The following is a 23,384-nucleotide window of genomic DNA, read 5'->3' as shown; positions in this document are numbered from 1 at the left end:
TATGGATAAAATGAAAAAAGAAACAATGGAGCTAAAAATGAATCAACAACATTATTATTCACTTTATCAACATAATCCTGATTTGGTACTCACAGCTGACTTAGATGGGAAAATATTGAGTGTAAATAAGGTTGTAGAGGCTTATGGGTATACGAAGGAAGAAGTTCTTCAAAAGTCCTTTGTAACTTATCTAGATCCGGAGGAATGCGAAAAAACGATCAAACACTTTGAAATAGCAAAAGGTGGAGAGCCAACAACTTATGATTCAGCATTCACTGGTAAAAATGGTGATCGTTTTACAATAAATGTAAAAAACATTCCTATTATCGTTAATAATCAAATTGTCGGGGTATATGGAATTATAAAAGATATTACTGAGCTTAAGAGGGCGCAGATGAGATTGACGGAAACAGAAGATAAGTATAGGAGTCTGACAGAAAACTCAGTGGTTGGAACCTATATCACCCAAGATGGGAAGTTCGTTTATGTCAATCAAAGGTTTTCGGGAATTTTTGGATATAGTCAGGAAGAGCTTATTGGCTCGAACGTCATGGATTATGTTTATCCAGAAGACCATTCAGTGATTATTGAGAATGCTATGAAGCGAGTGCAGGATCCCTCGGCAACAACACATTATCAATACAGGATCATCAATAAAGAAAAAAATATTCTCCATATCGAAAACTTTGGAGCAGCTATGATGTTTCAAGGTAAGCTTGCAGCAATCGGAACAATTGTTGATATTACAGCTCGGAAAAAAGCGGAGGAAATGATTGAATACTTGGCATACCATGATTCATTAACGGGGTTAGATAATCGGCATCATTTTTCCAACCGATTGAAAACGGCTATTTCTGATAAAAATACGCAGCAATTGGCTGTTTATTTCATTGATTTAGATAGGTTTAAATACATTAATGATTCGATGGGGCATGGAATTGGTGATCGCTTATTAAAAGCAGTATCAGAAAGATTAAATCAATCTTTCTCTGAACATATTCATTTGGCCAGAAATGGAGGCGATGAATTTATTGCCTTCCTATCAAATAGGGATCGTAATGAAGTAACGGATATTGCGTCCCAAATTCTTGATTGCTTTGCAACTCCTTTTTATATCGAACAATATGAACTTTATATTACAGCAAGTATTGGTATCAGCTTGTATCCTGAGAATGGAAAAGATATTGATACATTAATCAAACATGCAGATATAGCCCTATATGAAGCAAAACAAAAGGGAAAAAATACTTTTCAGTATTATCGTTCTAGCCAATTGGAACTTATTTATCAAAAAATAGAATTGGAGCCAGACCTTCGAAAAGCAATGGAGCAAGGGGAATATCAGCTCTATTATCAACCCAAGCTGAATCTAACTACGGGGAAAATCAATGGGGTAGAAGCATTAATTCGCTGGCAGCATCCAGGAAAGGGATTTATAACGCCAGCTGAGTTTATTCCGCTTGCCGAGGAAACGGGGGTAATCCTTTCTATTGGAGAATGGGCAATACGTACTGCTTGCAGACAAAATAAGGACTGGCAGGAAGCTGGTTTGCCTCCAATGGTTGTTTCTGTCAATCTTTCTGTACGTCAGCTATACCAGCCAAATTTTATAAAGGTTGTAAAGCAAACTTTAGACGATACCGGCCTTGATCCTAAGTATCTTGACCTTGAAATTACGGAAAGTATGTTGATGGATACAAACCGTGGTCTGGAAATTTTAAAGCAATTAAAAGAGCTAGGTGTTCAAATAAGTTTGGATGATTTTGGAACAGGATATAGTTCCCTTTATTATTTAAAGGAATTCCCAATTGATACACTAAAAATTGATCAGTCATTTATTCGTCATTGTCATACAGATAAAAATGATTCAGCGATTGTGAAAACCATTATCGCAATGGCACATCAGTTAGATATCGAGGTTATTGCAGAGGGCGTTGAGTTAAAAGAACAATTGGTATTTCTTCAACGAAATCTCTGTAATGGAGCTCAAGGTTATTTATTTTGCAAACCATTACCTCCGAATGAATTGGTTCAGGGGTTTAATGAAATAGAACAAATTGTCCAGCGGGAAGGAATTCCACAAGAGATAAGCAGACAAAAATGGTTAGAAAAAGAGCTAGAACAGGCTCGACAGGAATTAAGGGATACTGTTCGACAGCAACAAGGGATGATCATTAAATTTATTGAACGGAATGGTGAATTCATTCATACGTTAGGCGATGGGGAATTATTGTATCGATTGGGACTTTCTCCAGAAATGATTTTTGGAAAATGTCTACATGATTTTTTACCAAAAGAAGAAGCAGATAAGAAACTCCAGTATTACAGAAGGGCATGGGGAGGAGAAGAAAAAGTTACCTACGAGGGGAAGAGCAATGGTGTCTGGTATTTGGCTTCCTTGCGCCCAGTCCGAAGAGGTAGACAGGTTGTTGAGGTCATTGGTTCTTGTGTAGATATTACGGAACGGAAAGAAAGTGAAGAGCGGTTTCAAAAAGTAGTTGAATTTTCTCCAAAAGGGATTGCCATTCACCGGAAGGGTCGCATTCTTTATGCGAACCCATTCGCTTTGAAAATTGCAAAGGAAAAGGATGTAGTTGGTAAGTCTATTAACGATTATCTTCACCCTGTTTCTTATGAGATGGCCAAATGGAGAGTATCTCAAGCTGAAGAGGGGAAAGAACTGCCGAAAACTGAAATGAAACTCATTCGACGGGATGGAGAAGTCATTGATGTGGAAGTGGTGAGTGCCTCGATTAATTATGATGGAAGTCCTGCTATTTTGACGATTTACAGTGATGTAACCGAAAGAAAAAAGGCAAAGGAAGCACTTCTTCGTAGCGAAGAAAAATATCGTCTCATTGCAGAAAATACGCAGGATTTAATTATGGTGGTTGATATAAAAGGGGTTGTACAGTATGTCTCTCCATCCCATGAAACAGTATTAGGATATCCTTCTAATTGGTATAAAGAAAAGTCGAACCTTGAAATGATACACCATGAAGACCTTCCTTATACACAGAGCCAATTTAGGAGTATGGTTTTATCGAAAACGCCTTGCTCTACCGAATTCCGCTATAAACATGCAAATGGTGAATGGGTATGCTTAGAGGCTGTCGGTTCACCTATATTGGATGAACAGGGGGAAGTGGAACAAATAATCGTAGTGGCTCGGGATATTTCGGAACGAAAGAAAGCGGAGGAAAGGATACTGAAATCAGAAAAACTTTCTGTTGTAGGGGAGTTAGCCGCTGGGGTGGCTCACGAAATCCGAAATCCCCTCACCTCCATAAAGGGATTTATTCAGTTATTACAAAGTGAGGTTGTCAATCAAAGCTATACGAATGTCATTTTGTCTGAAATTGACCGATTAGAGGAAATTGTAAAGGGATTTTTATCTCTTGCCAAGCCACAGCCCCCTCATAGAGAGGAAGTCGATCCTTCGATTCTTTTACAGGATGTCATCCACTTATTTGAATCACAAGCTATTTTAAAAAATGTAGAAATTGTGCAAAAGCCTTCTGAAGATTTACCAATGATGTATTGTGACAGTAATCAAATCAAACAAGTATTCATCAATATCCTCCAAAATGCAGTTGAATCCATGCCAAATGGAGGATCGATTACCATTCAGGGTTCTAAGCAAAATCATGAATCCCTTAGGTTCAGATTTATTGACCAGGGAAATGGCATCCCTGAGGAACGGATTAAAAAAATTGGAGAACCCTTTTTCAGTACAAAAGAAAAAGGAACTGGATTAGGCCTAATGATTAGTCATAAAATCATTCAAGAACATGGTGGAATCATAAATATAGAAAGCGTTGTTGATCATGGAACTACTGTAGAGGTCACTCTACCAATTAAAAAATCCATCATAATAAGTAAATAGATTTCTTTATTTTGCTTACTTCAGTCCGAAGTTATCCAGACTTCAGACACAACCGAGGATAATTTGCGTACTTCAGTCCGAAGATGCCTAGACTTCGGACACAACCGAGGATAATTTGCTTACTTCTGTCCGAAGATGCCCAGACTTCAGACACAACCGAGGATAATTTGCGTACTTCAGTCCGAAGTTATCCAGACTTCAGACACAACCGATAATATTTTGCTTACTTCAGTCCGAAGATGCCTAGACTTCAGACACATCCGAGGATAATTTGCTTACTTCTGTCCGAAGATGCCTAGACTTCAGACACATCCGATAATATTTTACTTACTTCAGTCCGAAGATGCCTAGACTTCAGACACATCCGATAATATTTTGCTTACTTCAGTCCGAAGATTGAACTGCACACCAATTGTTAGACATAAAAATTAACAATTGGAGGTGCAGTTATTTATGAAGGTCTAAGTGCAGAACATTTCTCTACCATTAACTATCAATCTCTTTAACAAAACATTCCATTTTCATTTTTTTCCTTCTATGCTACATTATTGAAAAATGTTTTTCTAAAGAGGGATTCAACCATGAATTCAGAATTAACAGCTTATATCACCTTTGTTTGCACATCAGGTGTGCTTAATTTGTATTTGAGTTTGTACGTCTTTTTCACGCGTCATCATTATACGAAAATAGCCTATTTTTTCATTTGTTATACGATGTTTATCACGATCTATTGTTTTGCTTCTGCGTTCGGCTTGATGTCTACAACACTTGCGGAAATTAAGTTTTGGACCATTATTCAATACATAGGTATGCCCGTTTCTTCGCCTTTAGGGCTATTATTTATCATGCAGTATTTGGGTATGAAGGTCACTAGGAAAACGTGGTTAGCGCTTCTTACGATCCCCTGTATTAGCTTGATTATGGTGGCAACAAATGATTGGCATCATTTTCATTATCGGGTATTTGAGATTGACCCGATTTTGGGTACTCCTTACATACATATGGAGATTGGTATATGGTACATGATTCATGGAGTCTTCACCTTTGCCTGCATGTTTGTAGCCTTTTTCCTCGTACTCTATCATTGGAAAGAAACAGCGAAGATGTATCGCCCGCAATTAATCACGTTATTGTTCGGCCAGCTGGTGCCGATGCTGACAGCCTTTATTTATTTAATTGGATTAACGCCGCCGGGATTTGATCCAGTACCAATGGTGTTATGGATTTCTTCTCTCTTATATTTATGGTCGATCAGCTCATCACGTATGTTTACGATCATGCCGATTGCAAAAGATGCGATTTTTAATAGTATTAATGATGGTGTGATGGTGCTGGATGCATCCTCTCGATTAATAGAGTTTAACCAAGCCAGTATTCAGATGTTCCCGCAATTGAATAAATCCATGGTTGGCATGGACTTCTCAAAGGCTTGGCTAGACCTATCAGGTGACCCATTTCCTTTTACATTAGAGGATGAAGCGTACAGTCAGGAATTAAAGCTTGCGACGGAAGATCAATCCGAGCGAACTTACCAGATTCGAGTCACACAGCTGCAACAAGAGAATAATCGTAATGGTCGATTAATCATTTTTACAGATATCACGGAGCTAAAAAGGCTCCAGGAAAAATTGGAGCGCCATGCCTATTATGATGAGCTTACACAAATCTATAATCGTCGTGCCTTTTTTCAACAAAGTACTCAAGAATTTGCGGAGGCAAAGAACCTTTCATCCGCGTATACCGTCATTTTAATGGATGTGGATTATTTTAAAAAAGTGAACGATACCTATGGCCATTCTCTAGGGGATCAATTACTGGTGCATGTCGTAAATGTTTGCAAAACGCAATTAAAGGAAGGAGAACTCTTTGCGCGATATGGCGGGGAGGAGTTTGTACTTGCACTGCAGGGATATACAGCATCAGAGGGTGAAGCGTTAGCTAATCGGATTCGGAGCTGTCTGGAAACACAGCCACTCCTGACAACCGAGGGAAATATTTCTGTGACTCTAAGCCTTGGCGTGGCTGAAGCTTCGAAAGGGACAGAGGAGACACTGAATGAGCTTTTGAATAAAGCGGATAAAGCTTTATATTCTGCAAAAGAAGCGGGGCGTAATCGGGTGCAGGTCTATACAGGGACATTGGAATGTTCGCTGTAACGCTCCGAAGAGTGCTGTCAACCTTTAATTGGAAAAAGAAAAACTATGTATAATTAATGATGTAAGTTTAAGTTTTTTATGTGATAATTATCTTTTAAAATGTAAACTTACAATGCATACGTAGTGAAAGTGGGGATAATATGGCAACAGGAATACATACAGTAGAGATACCAGTAGATGTACAAGCAGTTTGGGATTATGTCAGTGATCTTGAGAAATGGGCAACGACAGTACCGGCCTATAAAGAGCATGAAATCATAAATGACAAGCAATCGATCTGGACATTTGAAGGTAATGTAAAAGGGATTAAGAAAACAATTCAAGCACAGGTAGATATTACCGAATGGAATGAACCTTCCAACATTAAGTTTGAACTAAAAGGGTTATCAGATAATTTCACCGGAAGCGGTCACTTTACTGCAGAGGATGTTAATGGGAAAACAGCCATGACTTGTACGGTGGATGTCCATGCAGGAGGAATATCGGGTGCTGTGTTAACACCAATTATTAAATGGGCGCTTCCAAAAGTAGCCTCTCGTTTAACAGAATCTATTGCACGTAAAATTGTGGTATTCTCATAGTTTTTAAGGATTGAAAGCAGAGGGATTTTGGGGATGCTTCTCCGAAGTAATGTATTGGTCATTACAAATACTTCCTCTGCTAGTTATAGATGTTGATTTCATTTTTTTTAAAAATAAACGGAGAAATTCCGTTAAAATAGGGAAATATCTATATTTCCCTAATAATAAAAGGAGTTTTTCCGTTTATATTGTCCAAATCATGGATTTTGGCTTATTTAGGGGCAGCTAATGGGAATTTCTCCGCTTATATCTGCTTCTCAAGCCTATATTACATACATTAGCCGGAAATTCTCCGTTTATGTAATGTATTCTTAAACCTGCACCAATATTTAAAGAACAAAAAAAAAGCATGGCGAATTCCTTTACGAATTACCATGCTTCTTCACTTTTTACCTTTCAAACTGAATGCCACTGAGACGCCCAAAAAATCTTGTTACACAACTAATCTAAAGTCAACTCCCAAATAACCCCTCCAAACCGAAACTCCTGATTCTGCATAAGAACCCACCTCTGTGTTACCCAGATAATCATTTGCTAGACACAATATTTGTAAAAATTTTATAGTTTTATAGTACTAAATGACCCTATAATGATATTATTATGGAATAGCATTTATTCCTTTAGGCGGTGTGATATGGGGTTATTTGGTCTAGGTAAGTCTATAAGGGAAGAAAAAAAGTGGATACAATTATCTAAAGAAATGGATGTCCTAATCACTATCCATGATCCTTTAATTATAAAAAAACTGGAAATGATAGACCTGACAGTGGAAGATTTGAAGCTTATTAAAGCATTGCAGCCATTAATAGAAGAACAAATTGAAACCTATGTATAAATGGAGATCGTGCCTATGTTAAATTTTGAAGATCAGGATTTTAAGGAGTTAATCCACTCACTCAAGAGTATTCCCCAAAAGATAAGTGGGAGCTTGGATGGTCATGGAATGGAAATAATCGATGAAGTTGAGCGGGCTCTCAACGAATTTTCAACTTTAAAATACGCAATTGATCGATCCATCATTGTTGCTATGACAAATGTAAGCGGCCAAATTTTGTATGTGAATGATAAATTTTGTGAGCTTTCTAAGTATAGCCGTAAGGAATTAATTGGAAAGACGCATCGGATTATCAATTCTGGATATCATGATAAATCGTTTATCAAAAATATGTGGGATACGATTAAAAGTGGTGAAATCTGGGAGGGTAGTGTACGGAACAAGGCAAAGGATGGTACATATTATTGGGTAAAAACCACGATTGTTCCATTTTGTCATGAAAATAATGAACCCTATATGTATATTGCCTTAAGGACTGATATCACGGTTAGTAAGGAAAATGAAGAAAAATTAGTGAATGCGCTTAAAAATGACTTTAATTTAGTTGTCAGTTCGATGCATAATTTTGTTTTTAAAGTGACAAAAGATAATACGGGTCGTTTTGTCTATCAATTTGGTGAAGGAAAATTAGCTCCCCAACTTGGTTTGGAGACAAAAACGATTTTTCAAAAGTCGCCAAATGAAATATTTCCTCCTGAAATTGCGAGTTTGCTAGAAACAAATTACAAAAAAGCCTTTTTAGGTCAATCCGTAACATCTAATTATTCTTTTCGTGACCGACGAATATTAACAACGTTATCACCTGTTTATGAAAATGGGGAAATTACCAATCTCATAGGATACAGTAACGATATTTCAGAATTGCATCGAGCACAAGAAGAAGTAGAGTTTTTAGCTTATCATGATACATTAACAGGTTTACCTAATCGAAGAAAATTAATAGAAGATATCCAGTACTTAATAGATAGAAAACAGAAATTTGCCTTCCTTCTATTAGATTTGGATCAATTTAAAATTATTAATGATACCTTTGGCCATGTATTTGGTGACAAATTATTAAAGATCATCACGAAGAGGCTGCAGCAGGTGATCGGCCCAAATGATTCTGTTTACAGATTTGCCGGTGATGAATTTATTATTCTTTTTCCTGAATTACGGGATGAGGGATCATATATAATGGCCGCCGAAAAGATCTTATCTATTTTTCATGAAAAGATTCTGCTTAGTCCAACAGTGGAAATTTATACAACAGGAAGTATCGGAATTAGTGTGTTTCCTACTCATGGACGCGATATCGACCAGTTGATGAAAAATGCTGATTTTGCCATGTATTCAGCAAAGAAGCAAAGGCGAAACTCGTATAAAATATATGATCAAGACATGAATCAAGCAAAACAGAAATATCTTCAGATTGAAGCATACCTGCAAACAGCAGTTGAAAATGATGAATTTGAACTTTATTTTCAGCCAAAATTAGATTTAAAAGCAAATAAAATCAATAGTATGGAAGCCTTGCTACGCTGGCATCACCCAATTTTAGGGAATGTACCTCCCAATACGTTTATTCCAATAGCAGAAGAAACAGGTGTGATTTGGCAAATTGATAAATGGGTATTGAAACATGCATGTATCCAAAATCAAATGTGGGCTGAATCGAAAACGCTTGAGCCGATGAGAGTAAGTGTAAATATATCGCCGATTCAATTTAGTCATCCTGATTTTACAAAGATGGTTAAAAAGGTGTTAGAGGAAACAGGGATGAAGCCAGAGCTATTAGAACTGGAAATTACTGAAACCACTGTGATAGAAAATACAGAAGAATGTATAAAGAATGTGATGAAGCTAAGAGACATTGGGGTTGTTGTCTCCATTGATGATTTTGGGACGGGATACTCTTCCTTAAATTATTTAAAAAGCTTTCCGTTTGATTATTTAAAGCTGGACCAATCCTATGTAAGGGAAATGTTTAGCAGAAAAGAAGATATGGCTATTGTGAAAGCGATTATTACGTTAGCTAAGGAATTAAACCTGAAGGTGATAGCAGAGGGTGTAGAAGACAAAGAGATTCTTGAATGCTTAAAACAACTTGGCTGTGACCAAATCCAAGGGTACTATTTAAGTCGTCCTTTAAGCAGACATGACTTTGAGAAAATGATTGAAAATGGTGTGTTCTATCACCACTAAACTCTTGCTAAAAAAATCAATCTGTTAAAAGGAGTTATCATGATGCCGCAAAAAAGAGTGTTACATCTACTAAATGGTCAAGCACTGTATAATTTTTATAAAACAACACACTTCCTTGACGGCGAATGTATGATTCCTTTTAACGAAGCCATGTGCTATGGAGAAACCTGTAGCAATATATTTTCACATAACTTTATTCAAATTCGAGCAAACGTTCATCACGTTACAACTGAACAGTATAGTGAGATCACGCTCAAACCATTACAGCGCCTTTTTAGAAAAAATTTCAGTCATCTAACATTATGGTTTGATGAGGATATGTTTTGTCAAATCAACATTCTCACCATTCTTGCCTGGTTGGACCAGAATGATTATAAGGGGGCTATCGATCTTCATATAATCGGAGAAAAGTTTGAACGTAAGGAAAGCTTTTCATTAAAGGTCGAAGGATATGCTGAAATGTACAATCAGGTTCTGGTTAATAAAACTCTTCCTAAACATATTTTTCCTAACCCTTTAAAAAGGGGAATTGAATTATATTTGAATTATCTTGATAAAGATAGTGATCTTATGCGTTTTATTACAAAATACCAAGATGTATCAGAAGAAGAGTTAGTAACAAAATTAATTGTGGAATTTCAACATTATGGGCTTGGTGATGTGCAATATCTCGAGATGATTAGGTCGTCTCGTGAAGGATGACATTTTTTCACAGGGTATTTTTTAATTACTATTCTAAATGCTAATTCGAACGAAGAACCTATAAAAAACTGCCACTATACATGTAACGCGTTGGACCATACCATAAATAGAAGCAGTTTTTCATATGAATTGTGGAGAATTTGAACTGTAAGCGGAAAGGGGCCGCAGCGCCCTTTTTGGATGAAAAACTATAATGTTTTTCTAAATCGTTCTGGTATTCTCTGTTAAAACCAATTTGTGCTGCGCTTGGTCCTCCATGCAACATGAACAATACAGCATTGTTTCGATTTTCTCCTCTAATAAGCAGCCATTGATCCACATTTCCGATGGATACTTTTCTTAACTCGGCCACGAAGTTTATACCATCTATTTTTGGCGTGTATCTTCTAAACAACTAATCCCCCTCATTTCAAATGGATTATTTATTACTACCTTTATTTTGCTATATGTTTTCATTTTCCTTCTTCAACGACCTAAACCATTGTGGTTGCTTTTAGTTATTTCTTATGTCTTACATTTAACTGGGTAAACACTTTAAAATACCTTCGAGTGGGCTGATGTGTTCGCATGTGCAGAAAGCATATTTCTATTATTTATAAGGATGTTTTAAAATTTTTGATGGTTTGGGGAATGATAATAATAGGACTATTATCATGGTGTAATATATTTGGAAGGTGTTGGAAATAACTTTAAAGGAGGAATAAGAAATGAAAGAAGTAGGCAACAATCACAACACAGCTAATCGTGTAGAAATGAAGTCTTACTTTGATGGTGGACTACTTCAGTTTATTGGTTGGTCCATTCTGGGATTTGTTGTTACAGTGTTCACGTTAGGTATCTGCTATCCATGGTCAATTACAATGATTATAGGTTGGAAAACAAGGCTTACAGTAATAAATGGAAGGCGACTGAAATTTACTGGATCGGCAATAGGTCTGTTTGGGAATTGGATTAAGTGGTGGCTGCATACTATTATTACTTTAGGAATTTATGGTTTCTGGGTTTTTATTAAGATGGAGAAATGGAAGATTAAACATACAATTTTTGAAGATTAAATATAACATACTAAATACATTTAATGGTTCATAGTACACGTTCGCTGTGACGCCACGAAACATCTTGTTTTACAAATGGCGACATAGGGGTTACATATAAGTAAATATAAATAATTAAATATAAAAAACTTATTCGCTTGCTTTTTAGCGTTAAACAAAACAATAAGTAATGGAACACGATCTTAACAGTACGTCATGTTAGTAGGCTCCATTACTTTTCGAGTTTTAATAAAGATTGTTTATGAAAAAAAAGACCATACATGTATGGTCTTTAAATGCGTTTGGTTCCAACATATCTTGGATGCCAATAAGGGTTGTTTGTACTTGTAATCATGACTCCTTTTGATGAAGATGCCATAATCATTTGACCGTTTCCGATATACATCGCAACATGAGTTGGGCTACTTGCCTTGGTTGGAGCATAAAACATTAAATCACCGGGTTGTATATAATTATAAATACGATAACCGTTTCCATAGAACATTTGGGCGGCAGTTCGGTTTAGTGTAATTCCAGCTTTTGCATAGGAATACTTAATAAGACCTGAACAATCAAAACCACTTGGTGATATCCCACCCCATTGATAAGGTACCCCAAGATTAGCCTTTGCAACTGAAACTGCTTTTGTATTATAATATGCTGCCTCAGCTACATCACCCTTGTTAGCAAACACGGAACTACAAGAAACTAAGATGATAAGTGCTATTATGAATTTCTTTAGCATAACTGTTACCTCCTAGTATGATCTGGTAGTTTCACTATACTAGAAGGGTATAACAATGGAATCACAGCAAAATTACGATTCTATTACAAAGTTATTCTAAAATAGTTTTATTACATTAAATAATAACCCTTATTTAGATACTTCTTCCGTGAACCGTATTATTAATAGATGAGGTTTTAATATTGGTGTTTAAACCTCGGACAAAGGAAAGCAAAAAAAGCAAGACCGAGTCCGAAGTCGGATTAACTTCGGACAAGGGAAGGCCGAAAAAGCAAGGCCGAGTCCGAAGCCGAATCAACTTCGGAAAAGAGAAAGCGGAAAAGGCAAGGTTGAGTCAGAAGCCGAATCAACTTCGGACAAGGGAAGGCGGAAAAAGCAAGACCGAGTCCGAAGCCGAATCAACTTCGGATAAGGGAAAGCAAAAAAAGCAAGACCGAGTCCGAAGTCGGATTAACTTCGGACAAGGGAAAGCGGAAAAAGCAAGATTGAGTCCGAAGTCGGATTAGCTTCGGACAAGGGAAAGCAGAAAAGGCAAGATTGGGTCCGAAGCCGAATCAACTTCGGACAAGGCAAGGCCGAAAAAGCAAGACCGAGTCCGAAGCCGAATCAACTTCGGACAAGGGAAGGCCGAAAAAGCAAGGCCGAGTCCGAAGTCGGATCAACTTCGGACAAGGGAAGGCGGAAAAAGCAAGACCGAGTCCGAAGTCGAATCAACTTCGGACAAGGGAAAGCGGAAAAGGCAAGGTTGAGTCCGAATCCGAACCAGCTTCGGACAAGGGAAAGCGGAAAAGGCAAGGTTGAGTCCGAAGCCGAATTAACTTCGGAAAAGGGAAAGCGGAAAAAGCAAGACCGAGTCCAAAGCCGAACCAGCTTCGGACAAGGGATGGCCGGAAAAGCAAGACCGAGTCCGAAGTCGGATTAGCTTCGAAAAAGGGATGGCCGGAAAAGCAAGATGGAGTCCAAGCCGAACCGACTTCGGACATGGAAGAGCCGAAAGATCAATGATATGTCCGAAGAAATTCCCATCTTTCGTCTAAACAAAAATTATAAATTATATATAATAGGAACCACTAGTTTTTCCAATTGCTGTTAAGTTTTTCTTTAAAATCCTACAAAATGTCTTTGTTGTTAAATCCACGTTACACCACTCTCGAATGTTTGTAGTCGTAATTTTTCTTTCAGGAAATAGCAACTGAAATTCCTTCACATTCCGTAAAATGGCAGCTTCGATTGTTTCATGGCCGTCGCACTTTTCACAAACAAAAGTATGGTTTTGTAAAGATATCGAAAAGGAACGACAAAATTTACAATATATGTTCTTTTTCAGCAGCTCATATTGATAGTTTGGTACCTGTGAAAATGGATTTTTAGTTTGATGTAATGAAATTAATTGTTTCGCCAATCTTAGGTGTCCTTCATTCAATTTAGATGATGTACTATTAATACCTTTTAGAAACCGGTCAACCTGAGTGGGAAGAATAAAGGGTTTGTCTATTTGCACGTTGTATAAAGTAAATTCGGGGTTAATAAAGATAACGGAGGACTCAACGAGGTAATTTAACTTGAGGTCGCGGAGCAGTTGACGGAATTGTGATGTACATTTGTTTAATTGTCCGATGGGATCTTTATATTCACGACCGGTTTTAACAGCATAAAATCTATCTTTTTCCAGGCAAAAATCTCCTTCAAAATTTTTTACATCTAACAAACGAATAACTCCCTGTGAAATAAGGATTGAATCAATTTGAAAATAGGAATTGTTTATTTTAAGCAGCAAATCATTGATAATATATATATCTTCTTGAAGACTTTCCGCTTTCCAATCAAAGCTCACCTCACCCTCATAACCTTTTTCTAGGTGGAAATAATGAAGCTTTTCCTCTTGAGTTAACTCCATCCGTGTGTTTAAAAATCGCATTTTCAATAATTCATCTGATTCTGTTCTGTCTTTTAGTATCATAAGCCACTTCCTTTCAATAGTCCTAAATCCATTATATAAAATAACTGAACAGATGAGTTTGAATATTACGTTAACTATTAACAAGTATATTGAGATGAATTTAAATAAAAAAACTGCCGGTTAAACAGGTGCGGCAATCCGTTTAAATATAAATAGAGGCAGTTTTTTGCGTTAAGTATCATTAGAAAACAGGGAGCCTGTTACATCTCGTATTTACTCTGTAAGTAACAGGCACACTTTCTATCAATATGTTTCTTCTGGCTTGAAATCCCCAATACCCTTCAATTCATAATCAAAAAATTCAAGGATGAGTTCATTTTCGGTTTCAATACAATAATATGGATCAATGTCCGCCTTTCCGCCTTGTAAACTATTTGCCAGGATAGGAGAGACAAGCGGTAAATCGGTAAAGCTTAAATGCTTTGCCCCTTTGAAATGAACTGTATAGGCGTCTTTGAACTGGTCATTAGTTAGTTTGTTTGCTGCATAAGTGGAATTGCTATCGAGCTGTTCCCAAACATCATCAGAATAAATGTTAAAAAGCGGAATCGTGAAGGCTTCGCTGCGTGCCACATAATCATCACTTTCTTTGTTATAATCCAACTCACTAAAGAACGGGGCATCGATATTAACGATTGCAGTGATATCATCACGTTCTCTACCAAGCCAAACACTTGCTGCGCCTCCCATGGAGTGCCCGAACACGCCAATTTTCTCTGTATCAATATGCTGATAAACGGAGTTTTTATCATTTTTGGCTTTCTCAAGTATCGTATCAATGACAAAGTTCATATCGTCTGTTCGCAGCTTCATCCACTTTTGAATGAGTTCATACGATTCTTCCTTTGTGTAAATGCCTTCTTTATTGGAGTCGCTGACTTCACGGTTATAATCTGAACTAATGAAAGCCATCGTTCCGTCCTCTGATCGGGTATATAAGGAATGGTACGGATGATCAATGGAAACGACCACATATCCGTGGCTAGCAAGCTCCATATAGGTAGATGTATTACTGGCTTTAATACCGTTCGCTCCGTGTGAAAAGACCAAAAGTGGGTAGGTTCCATCTGCCTTTTCAGGATACCAAAACTCCACATTAACCAATCTGTTGTCACCCTTATCAGAAAATTCCTCTATACGATTTTTATCAGTATAGGTATATGAAGCAGTTGCGACTTCATACTTACCTGTCACTTTAGGTGATGGATGCTGAGGAAAAACAATGGCAGGTGATAGTGCGAATACCAATGCGAATGTCAACAAAATGGTTTTCCATACGATAGTAGAAGTTTTGTATTTTCGTAAGGTTGTTTTGTTACGAATAAGAGAAACCGTCCCCTTTAAGGCTAAGATGAAAAGCAGGATGCCTAGTATAAACCAGCGGAAGCTCCACATAATGACCGATGAAAGTGTGAGAATGATAAATGCAATAAAAACAGCAATCCGAATCCAATTTTTTAACTGTTTATGATTTTGCTTCGTTTTTATACAGTAGATTGCAAAAGCAATCTCGAAAATTAATGCAATCAATAATAGTAAAGTCCCCATATCCATACCCCTTTTCTTTTCGAGTCATTTAGTATGAATACAGCATATTAAAATGCTAAAAAGAAGTATATAGAAAAACAGTAAGTTGCATCCAGAGGCAAGTAAGATGCAAAAAAAGAGAGGCAAGCTATCAAGCTTACCTCAAATTTCGTTTCAACTATGCTGCTGTATTATTGATTATTCTTCAAAGCGTTTAATTTCTCATTGATTTTTTGAGCTTCTTTTTTATCGTTCCGCCATGACAACAAACGAATCAAAACATAAATGACAGCAATTTGCACGGCCAAAATGATTCCATCTAACACAGTAGTCACAATTTCAAACACACTCCCAAGTGCAATTAGAAGAAACTCTAACGTGAAAAAGTGAATGACGATTCGTATACGCATGTTCTTCTCGCTGATATCATTAGGCGTATATAAAATAAATCCCATTAACGTACTTAATAAGGAAAATGCCATAATGATATAAATCGACCTCAAATCAAAGGCCATCTGTGGATAATACATTTGTCGCAAAATCGTTATCATAATGATGATAGATGCGAAGATGATCAAGAAATCCTTTATCATCTTTTGGGTAAATTGGGTCGTAGTCAACTGGATCCCTCCTTTTACAGTCCAAGCATAGTTTTAAGGACAGGCACATACTGCCTTGATATAACCGAACGTTCCCCGTTATCAAGCACCGCTTCAAATCGTCCGCTTATGGTCGGATAAACAGATGAGATTTTAGCTATGTTTACTATCGTTGATTTCGATGCACGAAAACAGTTCATCCCTTTGCATAGCTCCTCTAACTCATAGAGCTTTTGTTTTACCTCAAACACGCTGTCCTTGCAGTAAAGAAAAACCTTTCCATCCACTGCTTCGAAATAATAGATATCACTAATCTTGATACGATGAGCTTTATCACTCTGATAGCCTAGTAAAAGGAGGTCTTCGGTTTGTAGCTTGTTTACAATTTCGTCTATTTCGTCATCTACCTCATGACACCGAATAATAATTTCCTCTGCCAGTTCTTTATTTATCTCTTCTATTGAAATTTTCAAAATGATCACCCACGAAAATTCACACTTTTTCAGGTCGAATTAGGATTCTGTTTTAAGGAAACCTTATTCAATCCTCAGATATATTTTAACAGATTTATATTTGACTATTACGAAATTTTGAACACATTCAAACCAAAAGCACACCTCATTTACAAATAATCCAAATAAAAGACACTAATAATTAAAATATTTGTACAAATGCGAAAGGAAAAATATAGTAAAATTATTTTGTGAGTAATTTCACACAGTATTCGACTTCATATTATTTTGAAGAAACTAGGTGATGAATAAAAAGTAATAGGCAAGCAGTCAGGTTTTGGCTTACAAAACATTGTAAAAGGGAGACTAGGTTATGAGTAAAAAACAGCTTAGATTATTAATTAGTTTCATGCTTGTTTTATTCGTCTTAGTTGCAACAGCTTGTGGAAATAAAGAGGAAACATCTAATTCCTCTGGTTCTAAATCAGAAAGTATTTTTAAAGCAGGTACATACACATCTGCACAAAAGGGAAATCATGGCGATGTTCCTGTAACGGTCACATTTAGTGATAAGGAAATAACGAAAATTGAAGTGGGGGATAATGAAGAGACTCCTGGGATATCAGGTCCTGCTTTTGAGAAATTGATTGACGAAATAATTAAGGGTCAAACATTGGCCGTTGATGTGGTTTCTGGAGCAACAAATTCAAGTAATGCCCTAATTGCTGCTGTAGAGGATTGCGTAAAACAGGCAGGCGGGGATGTAACAGCTTTAAAAGAAAAGGCTGCAAAGAAAACAGCGGGAAAGCTAATTAAGAAGACTGCAGATGTTGTGGTTGTCGGCGGAGGCGGTGCAGGACTTGCAGCTGCCAACTCAGCGGCTGAGAACGGTGCTAGCGTTATATTAATTGAAAAAAGTGTTGCACTAGGCGGAAACACAATGAGAGCAGGAGGACAATATAACTCCTATGATCCGGAGCTTCAAAGTAAAGCGGCGATGAATGAATCACTTCTTACCGAATTAAAAGGATATTTAGATGATACTCCAAGTGATTATGGGGAGTTTGCACCTACTTTTGAGAAATTGCAAGCACAAATAAAAGAATACTTAAATTCAGGGGATACAAAGGTATTATTTGACTCTCCTGAACTACATGCCATTCATACATATATTGGTGGAAAACGGACAGATTTAAATGGAAATGAAATCTCAGGTAATTATGATCTAGTTACAACACTAACAAATAACACTCTTCCTACCTTAAAATGGGCTGAGAGCCATGGTGTTAAATTTACAGACCAAATTGGTACGGTTCTTGGAGCACTTTGGCCACGGTCACACAGTTTAGCGGATGGAACTGGCATTGGTATCATCAAGCCAATGGAAGAAAAGGCAAAGGAATCAGGCGTTGAAATCATGCTTGAAACAAAAGGTAAAGAACTGATTATTGAAAATGGAAAGGTTGTCGGATTAAAGGCTGAAAAAACGGATGGAACTCCAGTAACACTAATGGCGAATAAAGGAGTCGTTATGGCAACCGGAGGATTTGGCGCAAATCCTGAAATGAGAAAAGAATACAATACGTATTGGCCGGACCTACCAACTACAATGAAAACAACCAATACGCCTGATGCCACGGGTGACGGAATCGTGATGGGTGAAAAAGCAGGGGCACAATTAACTGGAATGGGCTTTATCCAGCTAATGCCGAGCTCACATCCGGAAACAGGCTCATTATCAGGTGGTGTTTGGGCAAGTGCTGAAACGCAGGTTTTCGTAAACAAAGACGGAAAACGCTTTGTGAATGAATATTCGGAGCGTGATGTTTTGGCCAAAGCAGCATTGGAACAAGAGGATCAGCTTTTCTATATTATTTGTGATAAGAATACATCAGGATTAAGTCCTGAAGGTAAAAATGTATGGGGCGACGATATTGAAACATTAGTGGCAAACAAAAGCGTCTATCGTGCGGATACATTAGAGGACTTGGCAGTACAGTTAGGAATGGAAAAAGATGCATTAGTCAATGAAATAACTAAATACAATTCTTATATCGAAAATGGAAATGATCCTGATTTCGGCAAATCAAACTTTGGACCAAAGCTTGAAACAGGTCCATTTTACGCAACACCGAGATCTCCATCTGTTCACCATACAATGGGTGGTCTAGCTATTGACACATCTGCTCGAGTATTAGATGGAAATAATCAGCCAATCCCTGGGTTCTATGCAGCAGGAGAGGTAACCGGCGGAATTCATGCAGGTAATAGACTTGGTGGAAATGCCATTGCTGATATTTTAACTTTTGGTAAAATTGCTGGTGAAAGTGCTGCAAGCTCAAAATAAACGTATGCTAGGTTAATGGACGCGGCCAGTTACTGAAAGATGCTTGATTTGTAAAAAAATGAATGAGAATAGGTGGTCAACATGTGCTTCTGCACTATGACCACCTATTTTTTTCAGCTTGATAAACAGAAAACTGCCTTCTAATGGTTAGTCTTGCTGTATCAGTAAACTCAGAGTCTCACAATTCCACACATAAGACTTGAAGAAGGCTCAGACCCATGCACGTGTTTTGATTCAGTCCATAAAGACATAGCTGCAATTAAAGTTATTTTTGCTTTATGTAAATTGCAAAAACCATTTGAAATGCTAGAAATCTATATTAAAATAATTCTATCAATATCTGAGAGAAGGATTTTTCATGTGGATTATAGCAGCAGTAGTAACGATGCTTTGTTTTGGAATTAATAATACGATTTTCAAGGTTACTTCAGGAAAAGGACTATCAAAGGTGCATATGCAGTTTTTCTTTTACCTTGTTGCGTTTTTATTAATGCTAGGCTATGGAATCGTTGTAGGATTTGCAGCATTTAATGGAATAACAATTGTCCTTGGGGCCATTATCGGAATCTTAAATGCAAACGGGAATATTCAAATGTCAAAGGCATTTGAAAAGGGACCTGCGAGTTTAACTTCTCCGCTGATAAGCATGAATACGGTTATTCCCATACTAAGTGCAGCACTTATTTTTCATGAGCATATTACACTGATTCAATGGGTTGGCATAATAATTATGCTTGCTTCAGCAGCTGTTATTCAATATGTACCAGGAAGTGGGATTCGAGTCGACTATAAGCCGTGGATGTACCGCGTTTTATTATCAATTGGATCATTTGGTGTTCTAGGTGTGCTGATGAAGACGTCTTCCCATTTAAATATTGATTCCATCAATACACTTGTTTCTATGTATGGCGGCGGTGCAGCCTATTTAATCTTAAACAGTTTTATTATGAAGGAAAAATGGCAGCCTACCGAGCTGAAGTTTGGGACCATTATTGGATTCATTAGTGTTATCGGCTACAGCAGCTACTTTTTTGCTTTGGAAACAGGCGTAGCAAGTATTGTCTTTCCAATTGTTAGCTTAAGCTGTTTAGTTGTCGTTCTCAGCAGCTGTTGGGTTTATAAAGAAAGGCTGAAAAGGTATCAAGTTATCGGGGTTATATCTGCACTCGTTGGAATTGTGCTAACGAAGATTTAGCAAAGACGTTTATGAAGGCTCTGTGGAGGGAACACTTTTCTGCAGGGCTTTTTATGTCTGCCTATGAACCGTACATCAGTTGAAAGAAGAAGTTTTATTTTATTATAACTTTTGTAAGAGTAAGGTACGTTCTGAAAAGAGGAAGTTAATAATCTAGTGGTCTGTCAGAAAAGGGGTTTCCTTCGGACAAGAGGGAGGCCAAAAAAGCAGATGAGTCCGAAGCAGGGTCTCCTTCGGACAAGGAGAATTCCAAAAAAGCAAGATGAGTCCGAAGCAAGGGTTCCTTCGGACAAGGAGAATTCCAAAAAGGCAAGATGAGTCCGAAGCAGAGTCTCCTTCAGACAAGGAGAAGTCCAAAAAAGCAAGATGAGTCCGAAGCAGGGTTTCCTTCAGACAAGGGGGATGCCAAAAGAGCAAGGTGTGTCCGAAGCAGGGGTTCCTTCGGACAAGGAGAAGTCCAAAAAAGCAAGATGAGTCCGAAGCAGAGTCTCCTTCGGACAAGGAGAAGTCCAAAAAAGCAAGATGAGTCCGAAGCAGGGGTTTCTTCGGACAAGGAGAAGTCCAAAAAAGCAAGATGAGTCCGAAGCAGGGTTTCCTTCAGACAAGGAGAAGTCCAAAAAAGCAAGATGAGTCCGAAGCAGAGTCTCCTTCAGACAAGGGGGATGCCAAAAAAGCAAGATGAGTCCGAAGCAGAGTCTCCTTCAGACAAGAGGGAGGCCAAAAAAGCAAGATGAGTCCGAAGCAGTGCCTCCTTCAGACATGGGGAAGTCCACAAACTATCGCTTCCCAACAAAAAGCGTACCAACACTCCCACCTTTGATAATCTCATAGAGTACAGACGGATTTTTGCCGTTTGTAATAATGGTGTCAATTCCCTGCGAGGTTGCCAGATTTGCTGCTTGTAGCTTCGTTTTCATACCTCCAGTGCCGCGCCGAGAACCAGCTCCTCCGGCAAATGATTGTACATCTTCGTCTATTACGTTGATACGCTCTATTCGTTTTGCATTAGGATAAAGGCGGGGATCGCTGTCATAAAAGCCGTCAATGTCGGATAGAATAACGAGTTTTTGCGCCCTGCATAATACGGCTACAACCGCAGAGAGCATATCGTTATCGCCGAAAAGTCTATCCTCTGAATCGATTTCGGTATAGCTAACCGAGTCGTTTTCATTCACAACTGGGATAATGCCCATTTCGAGCAAGGCGTCAAAGGTGTTTGTCAAATTCTCCTTCTTTTCCTCCATTTCCATATCCTCGGCGTTCAACAAAATCTGTGCAATCGTCTTGTCGTAGTCATTAAAGAATTTGTCATATAAGTGCATAATGCTGCATTGTCCTACCGCAGCGGCAGCCTGCTTCAAACGCATACTCGTTGGGCGTGTTTTCATTTTTAGCTTATTTGTGCCAAGGGCAATTGCGCCAGATGAAACTAAAATGACTTCATAGCCCATGTTCTGAATATCGGACAGTACACAGGCAATGCGGTCAAAGGAACGGAGATTGCTTTTCTCTAGATCATTTGTCAAGGTAGAGGTTCCTACCTTAACAACCATTCTATTTTGATACAGGCTCAATTCATTCACCTTTCTTTCGCTATACATGAATAGTCTTTGGAGGGTGGTCTGTAAATGTTAGAAAATCATGGATGATTTGTGATGTTTTAATTTTCATATACCCGGTAGTCGTGCCGTCGCTGCACCCATACCATTCTTCCTCAAGAACGTCCTTATCGAAAACCATCTGTACCATATTGTCCTTGTCCAACAAGGTGCTAAAAACAGTCGCTGCACCTATCTTTGTTCCTAGCATCTTTTCCATCAATTCCTTAGTGGCAAAGGAAACGCGGGAAACACCCATCGCATGACTGAATTCCTTGGCACTGAAAGGCTTGTCTGCTGTGGTAACAAAGAGATAAAACTCTGTCTGCTTTCTGTTGCATAGAAAAAGCGTCTTGACCATTTTCATATCCAGCACCTGATTAATCTGAACGCAATCTTCCATTGTAATGGCCTCGTCGGTTTCGACGCGCTCAAACTGGATATTCAGGTCTTGCAATACTTTATATGTTTTTTCTTGGAGCTCCGTCTTACACTCGGACGGCGCGGTTGAAAAAATATCACTTACATAGAACATAATCCATTTCCTTTCACTTGATATATCTGTATAAAAAAGTGTATCATGCTCTCGTAGATTACAAAAACGAATGTTTATCATAGTTAACATGAGGAATCCAGATGTAAAGTAGGTGTGATTCGTATGGACATGAATATCCAAAAATTTATGGCTTTTGTCAAAACGGTTGAATATGGAAGCTTTACAAAGGCAGCGGAAGTATTAAACTATTCCCAATCCGGCATCAGCCGAATGATTAACGATTTGGAAAAGGAATGGAGTGTGTCGCTTCTTGAACGTGGACGCGCAGGTGTGCGACTAACCTCCGACGGACTAAAGCTATTGCCGTTTGCTAAAAATGTATGTAACGAATATCAAAAACTGCAGGCGCAGGTGGACGAACTGAACGGCTTGCAATCGGGCTTAATTCGGATTGGCACATTTTCTAGCGTAGCAACCCATTGGATTCCAAATATCATCAAAGAGTTTCAAAAGGACTATCCCAATATCGATTACGAGCTTTTACTAGGTGACTATACGGAAATTGAAAGCTGGATTCTAGAGGGGCGAGTGGATTGCGGCTTCCTCAGGCTTCCAACACATCCGGAGCTTGAAACGATCTTTTTGGAGCAGGATAAGCTGCTTGTTGTTTTACCGGAGGATCATCCGTTGGCCGACTGTGACTCTTTTCCTGTAAAGGCGCTAAGTGATTATCCCTTCATGCTTTTAGAAAAAGGCGCTAAAGCAGAAATTTCCGAAATACTTGAGAAATGTAACGTTGAACCCAATGTACATTTTACGACATGGGATGATTATGCCGTCATGTCAATGGTCGAAAGTGGATTGGGGATCAGTATTTTACCTGAGTTAATTTTGCGCCGTATTCCCTATCAGCTTGTCATAAAAGAACTGGACATACCAGCGTACCGTAAAATTGGCCTTGCAATGAGAGATAAAAAATCTGCATCACTGGCGGTTAAGCGATTTTTAGACTATCTGCCATGTAGGAATACTCTTCAGAAAAAATAAGTGTAACGAAATTTACTCCGTTGATTTACCCCAATTGGAA

General features: G+C 38.1%; 20 protein-coding genes. 12 read left to right on the top strand and 8 right to left on the bottom strand.

Features of this window, described 5'->3' with window-relative positions; genetic code table 11:
- Position 1 precedes the first annotated feature (1 nt).
- The 6 genes from ACHUFV_RS13415 to ACHUFV_RS13390 all read left to right on the top strand — a co-directional run bounded on the left by ACHUFV_RS13415 (position 2) and on the right by ACHUFV_RS13390 (position 10,344).
- The gene (locus ACHUFV_RS13415; protein ID WP_394234902.1) at positions 2-3,886 is read left to right on the top strand and encodes a PAS domain S-box protein; all 3,885 of its coding nucleotides are present in this window, start codon (positions 2-4) and stop codon (positions 3,884-3,886) included.
- 581 nt (positions 3,887-4,467) lie between these two features.
- Entirely contained in the window at positions 4,468-6,042 is a 1,575-nt protein-coding gene (locus ACHUFV_RS13410; RefSeq protein ID WP_394234900.1) for a histidine kinase N-terminal 7TM domain-containing diguanylate cyclase, read from the top strand.
- A gap of 140 nt (positions 6,043-6,182) precedes the next feature.
- Positions 6,183-6,623 (top strand): CoxG family protein, encoded by a 441-nt coding sequence (locus tag ACHUFV_RS13405; RefSeq protein ID WP_394234899.1) that lies wholly within the window; start codon positions 6,183-6,185, stop codon positions 6,621-6,623.
- Between the two features lie 634 nt (positions 6,624-7,257).
- Complete coding sequence (locus ACHUFV_RS13400; RefSeq protein WP_394234897.1) at positions 7,258-7,458, top strand: globin family protein; 201 nt, start codon at positions 7,258-7,260, stop codon at positions 7,456-7,458.
- A gap of 15 nt (positions 7,459-7,473) precedes the next feature.
- The gene (locus tag ACHUFV_RS13395; protein ID WP_394234895.1) at positions 7,474-9,642 is read left to right on the top strand and encodes a sensor domain-containing protein; all 2,169 of its coding nucleotides are present in this window, start codon (positions 7,474-7,476) and stop codon (positions 9,640-9,642) included.
- Positions 9,643-9,684: 42 nt separating this feature from the next.
- Positions 9,685-10,344, top strand: a complete 660-nt coding sequence (locus tag ACHUFV_RS13390) for an AraC family transcriptional regulator (RefSeq protein WP_394234893.1) — start codon at positions 9,685-9,687, stop codon at positions 10,342-10,344.
- 58 nt (positions 10,345-10,402) lie between these two features.
- On the opposite strand, the gene ACHUFV_RS13385 is transcribed toward ACHUFV_RS13390, so the two are convergent.
- On the bottom strand, positions 10,403-10,738 hold the full coding sequence (locus ACHUFV_RS13385) for a hypothetical protein (protein WP_394234892.1): 336 nt from the start codon (positions 10,736-10,738) through the stop codon (positions 10,403-10,405).
- A gap of 313 nt (positions 10,739-11,051) precedes the next feature.
- On the opposite strand from ACHUFV_RS13385, the gene ACHUFV_RS13380 reads away from it, so the two are divergent.
- Positions 11,052-11,399, top strand: a complete 348-nt coding sequence (locus tag ACHUFV_RS13380; protein WP_394234890.1) for a YjgN family protein — start codon at positions 11,052-11,054, stop codon at positions 11,397-11,399.
- Positions 11,400-11,670: 271 nt separating this feature from the next.
- Here the strand turns inward: ACHUFV_RS13380 and ACHUFV_RS13375 are convergent, their stop codons facing one another.
- Positions 11,671-12,072 (bottom strand): C40 family peptidase, encoded by a 402-nt coding sequence (locus tag ACHUFV_RS13375; protein ID WP_394234888.1) that lies wholly within the window; start codon positions 12,070-12,072, stop codon positions 11,671-11,673.
- Positions 12,073-12,305: 233 nt separating this feature from the next.
- Here ACHUFV_RS13375 and ACHUFV_RS13370 point away from each other — a divergent pair, with 233 nt between their 5' ends.
- The gene (locus tag ACHUFV_RS13370) at positions 12,306-12,629 is read left to right on the top strand and encodes a hypothetical protein (RefSeq protein ID WP_394234886.1); all 324 of its coding nucleotides are present in this window, start codon (positions 12,306-12,308) and stop codon (positions 12,627-12,629) included.
- Positions 12,630-12,868: 239 nt separating this feature from the next.
- The gene (locus tag ACHUFV_RS13365; protein ID WP_394234884.1) at positions 12,869-13,045 is read left to right on the top strand and encodes a hypothetical protein; all 177 of its coding nucleotides are present in this window, start codon (positions 12,869-12,871) and stop codon (positions 13,043-13,045) included.
- 129 nt (positions 13,046-13,174) lie between these two features.
- Here the strand turns inward: ACHUFV_RS13365 and ACHUFV_RS13360 are convergent, their stop codons facing one another.
- The 4 genes from ACHUFV_RS13360 to ACHUFV_RS13345 form a co-directional block, all read right to left on the bottom strand.
- A complete protein-coding gene (locus ACHUFV_RS13360) occupies positions 13,175-14,083 on the bottom strand; it encodes a nuclease-related domain-containing protein (protein ID WP_394234882.1) in 909 nt (302 codons plus the stop codon).
- A gap of 243 nt (positions 14,084-14,326) precedes the next feature.
- Positions 14,327-15,631 (bottom strand): alpha/beta hydrolase, encoded by a 1,305-nt coding sequence (locus ACHUFV_RS13355; RefSeq protein ID WP_394234880.1) that lies wholly within the window; start codon positions 15,629-15,631, stop codon positions 14,327-14,329.
- A 170-nt stretch (positions 15,632-15,801) separates the two neighbouring features.
- Positions 15,802-16,230 (bottom strand): DUF3021 family protein, encoded by a 429-nt coding sequence (locus ACHUFV_RS13350; RefSeq protein WP_394234878.1) that lies wholly within the window; start codon positions 16,228-16,230, stop codon positions 15,802-15,804.
- Positions 16,231-16,244: 14 nt separating this feature from the next.
- Positions 16,245-16,691 carry a LytTR family DNA-binding domain-containing protein gene (locus ACHUFV_RS13345; protein ID WP_394234877.1) on the bottom strand — a complete coding sequence of 149 codons (447 nt, stop codon included), beginning with the start codon at positions 16,689-16,691 and terminating at the stop codon, positions 16,245-16,247.
- Positions 16,692-17,034: 343 nt separating this feature from the next.
- On the opposite strand from ACHUFV_RS13345, the gene ACHUFV_RS13340 reads away from it, so the two are divergent.
- Together ACHUFV_RS13340 and ACHUFV_RS13335 are read left to right on the top strand one after the other, a co-directional pair.
- A complete protein-coding gene (locus ACHUFV_RS13340; RefSeq protein WP_394234875.1) occupies positions 17,035-19,008 on the top strand; it encodes a flavocytochrome c in 1,974 nt (657 codons plus the stop codon).
- A gap of 358 nt (positions 19,009-19,366) precedes the next feature.
- Complete coding sequence (locus ACHUFV_RS13335; protein ID WP_394234873.1) at positions 19,367-20,203, top strand: EamA family transporter; 837 nt, start codon at positions 19,367-19,369, stop codon at positions 20,201-20,203.
- Positions 20,204-20,979: 776 nt separating this feature from the next.
- Here the strand turns inward: ACHUFV_RS13335 and proB are convergent.
- Together proB and ACHUFV_RS13325 are read right to left on the bottom strand one after the other, a co-directional pair.
- Positions 20,980-21,756 carry a glutamate 5-kinase gene (gene proB / locus ACHUFV_RS13330; protein ID WP_394234871.1) on the bottom strand — a complete coding sequence of 259 codons (777 nt, stop codon included), beginning with the start codon at positions 21,754-21,756 and terminating at the stop codon, positions 20,980-20,982.
- A 40-nt stretch (positions 21,757-21,796) separates the two neighbouring features.
- Positions 21,797-22,426, bottom strand: a complete 630-nt coding sequence (locus ACHUFV_RS13325; RefSeq protein WP_394234869.1) for a prolyl-tRNA synthetase associated domain-containing protein — start codon at positions 22,424-22,426, stop codon at positions 21,797-21,799.
- 39 nt (positions 22,427-22,465) lie between these two features.
- Between ACHUFV_RS13325 and ACHUFV_RS13320 the strand changes: the two genes are divergently transcribed.
- A complete protein-coding gene (locus ACHUFV_RS13320) occupies positions 22,466-23,344 on the top strand; it encodes a LysR family transcriptional regulator (RefSeq protein ID WP_394235097.1) in 879 nt (292 codons plus the stop codon).
- Positions 23,345-23,384 lie beyond the last annotated feature (40 nt).

The sequence above is a fragment of the Niallia oryzisoli genome, assembly GCF_043641075.1.
Lineage (GTDB): Bacteria > Bacillota > Bacilli > Bacillales > Cytobacillaceae > Bacillus_BD > Bacillus_BD oryzisoli_A.
The sequence above is the reverse complement of the archived record's forward strand: the minus strand, read 5'-3'. Positions and strand labels throughout refer to the sequence as shown.

Coding starts and splice junctions, on each gene's coding strand:
- ACHUFV_RS13320 (WP_394235097.1), top strand. CDS start 22,466: ATGAATATCCAAAAATTTATGGCTTTTGTCAAAACGGTTGAATATGGA.
- ACHUFV_RS13395 (WP_394234895.1), top strand. CDS start 7,474: ATGTTAAATTTTGAAGATCAGGATTTTAAGGAGTTAATCCACTCACTC.
- ACHUFV_RS13355 (WP_394234880.1), bottom strand. CDS start 15,631: ATGGGGACTTTACTATTATTGATTGCATTAATTTTCGAGATTGCTTTT.
- ACHUFV_RS13380 (WP_394234890.1), top strand. CDS start 11,052: ATGAAAGAAGTAGGCAACAATCACAACACAGCTAATCGTGTAGAAATG.
- proB (WP_394234871.1), bottom strand. CDS start 21,756: ATGGTTGTTAAGGTAGGAACCTCTACCTTGACAAATGATCTAGAGAAA.
- ACHUFV_RS13405 (WP_394234899.1), top strand. CDS start 6,183: ATGGCAACAGGAATACATACAGTAGAGATACCAGTAGATGTACAAGCA.
- ACHUFV_RS13335 (WP_394234873.1), top strand. CDS start 19,367: ATGTGGATTATAGCAGCAGTAGTAACGATGCTTTGTTTTGGAATTAAT.
- ACHUFV_RS13390 (WP_394234893.1), top strand. CDS start 9,685: ATGCCGCAAAAAAGAGTGTTACATCTACTAAATGGTCAAGCACTGTAT.
- ACHUFV_RS13325 (WP_394234869.1), bottom strand. CDS start 22,426: ATGTTAACTATGATAAACATTCGTTTTTGTAATCTACGAGAGCATGAT.
- ACHUFV_RS13415 (WP_394234902.1), top strand. CDS start 2: ATGGATAAAATGAAAAAAGAAACAATGGAGCTAAAAATGAATCAACAA.
- ACHUFV_RS13340 (WP_394234875.1), top strand. CDS start 17,035: ATGAGTAAAAAACAGCTTAGATTATTAATTAGTTTCATGCTTGTTTTA.
- ACHUFV_RS13410 (WP_394234900.1), top strand. CDS start 4,468: ATGAATTCAGAATTAACAGCTTATATCACCTTTGTTTGCACATCAGGT.
- ACHUFV_RS13400 (WP_394234897.1), top strand. CDS start 7,258: ATGGGGTTATTTGGTCTAGGTAAGTCTATAAGGGAAGAAAAAAAGTGG.
- ACHUFV_RS13360 (WP_394234882.1), bottom strand. CDS start 14,083: ATGATACTAAAAGACAGAACAGAATCAGATGAATTATTGAAAATGCGA.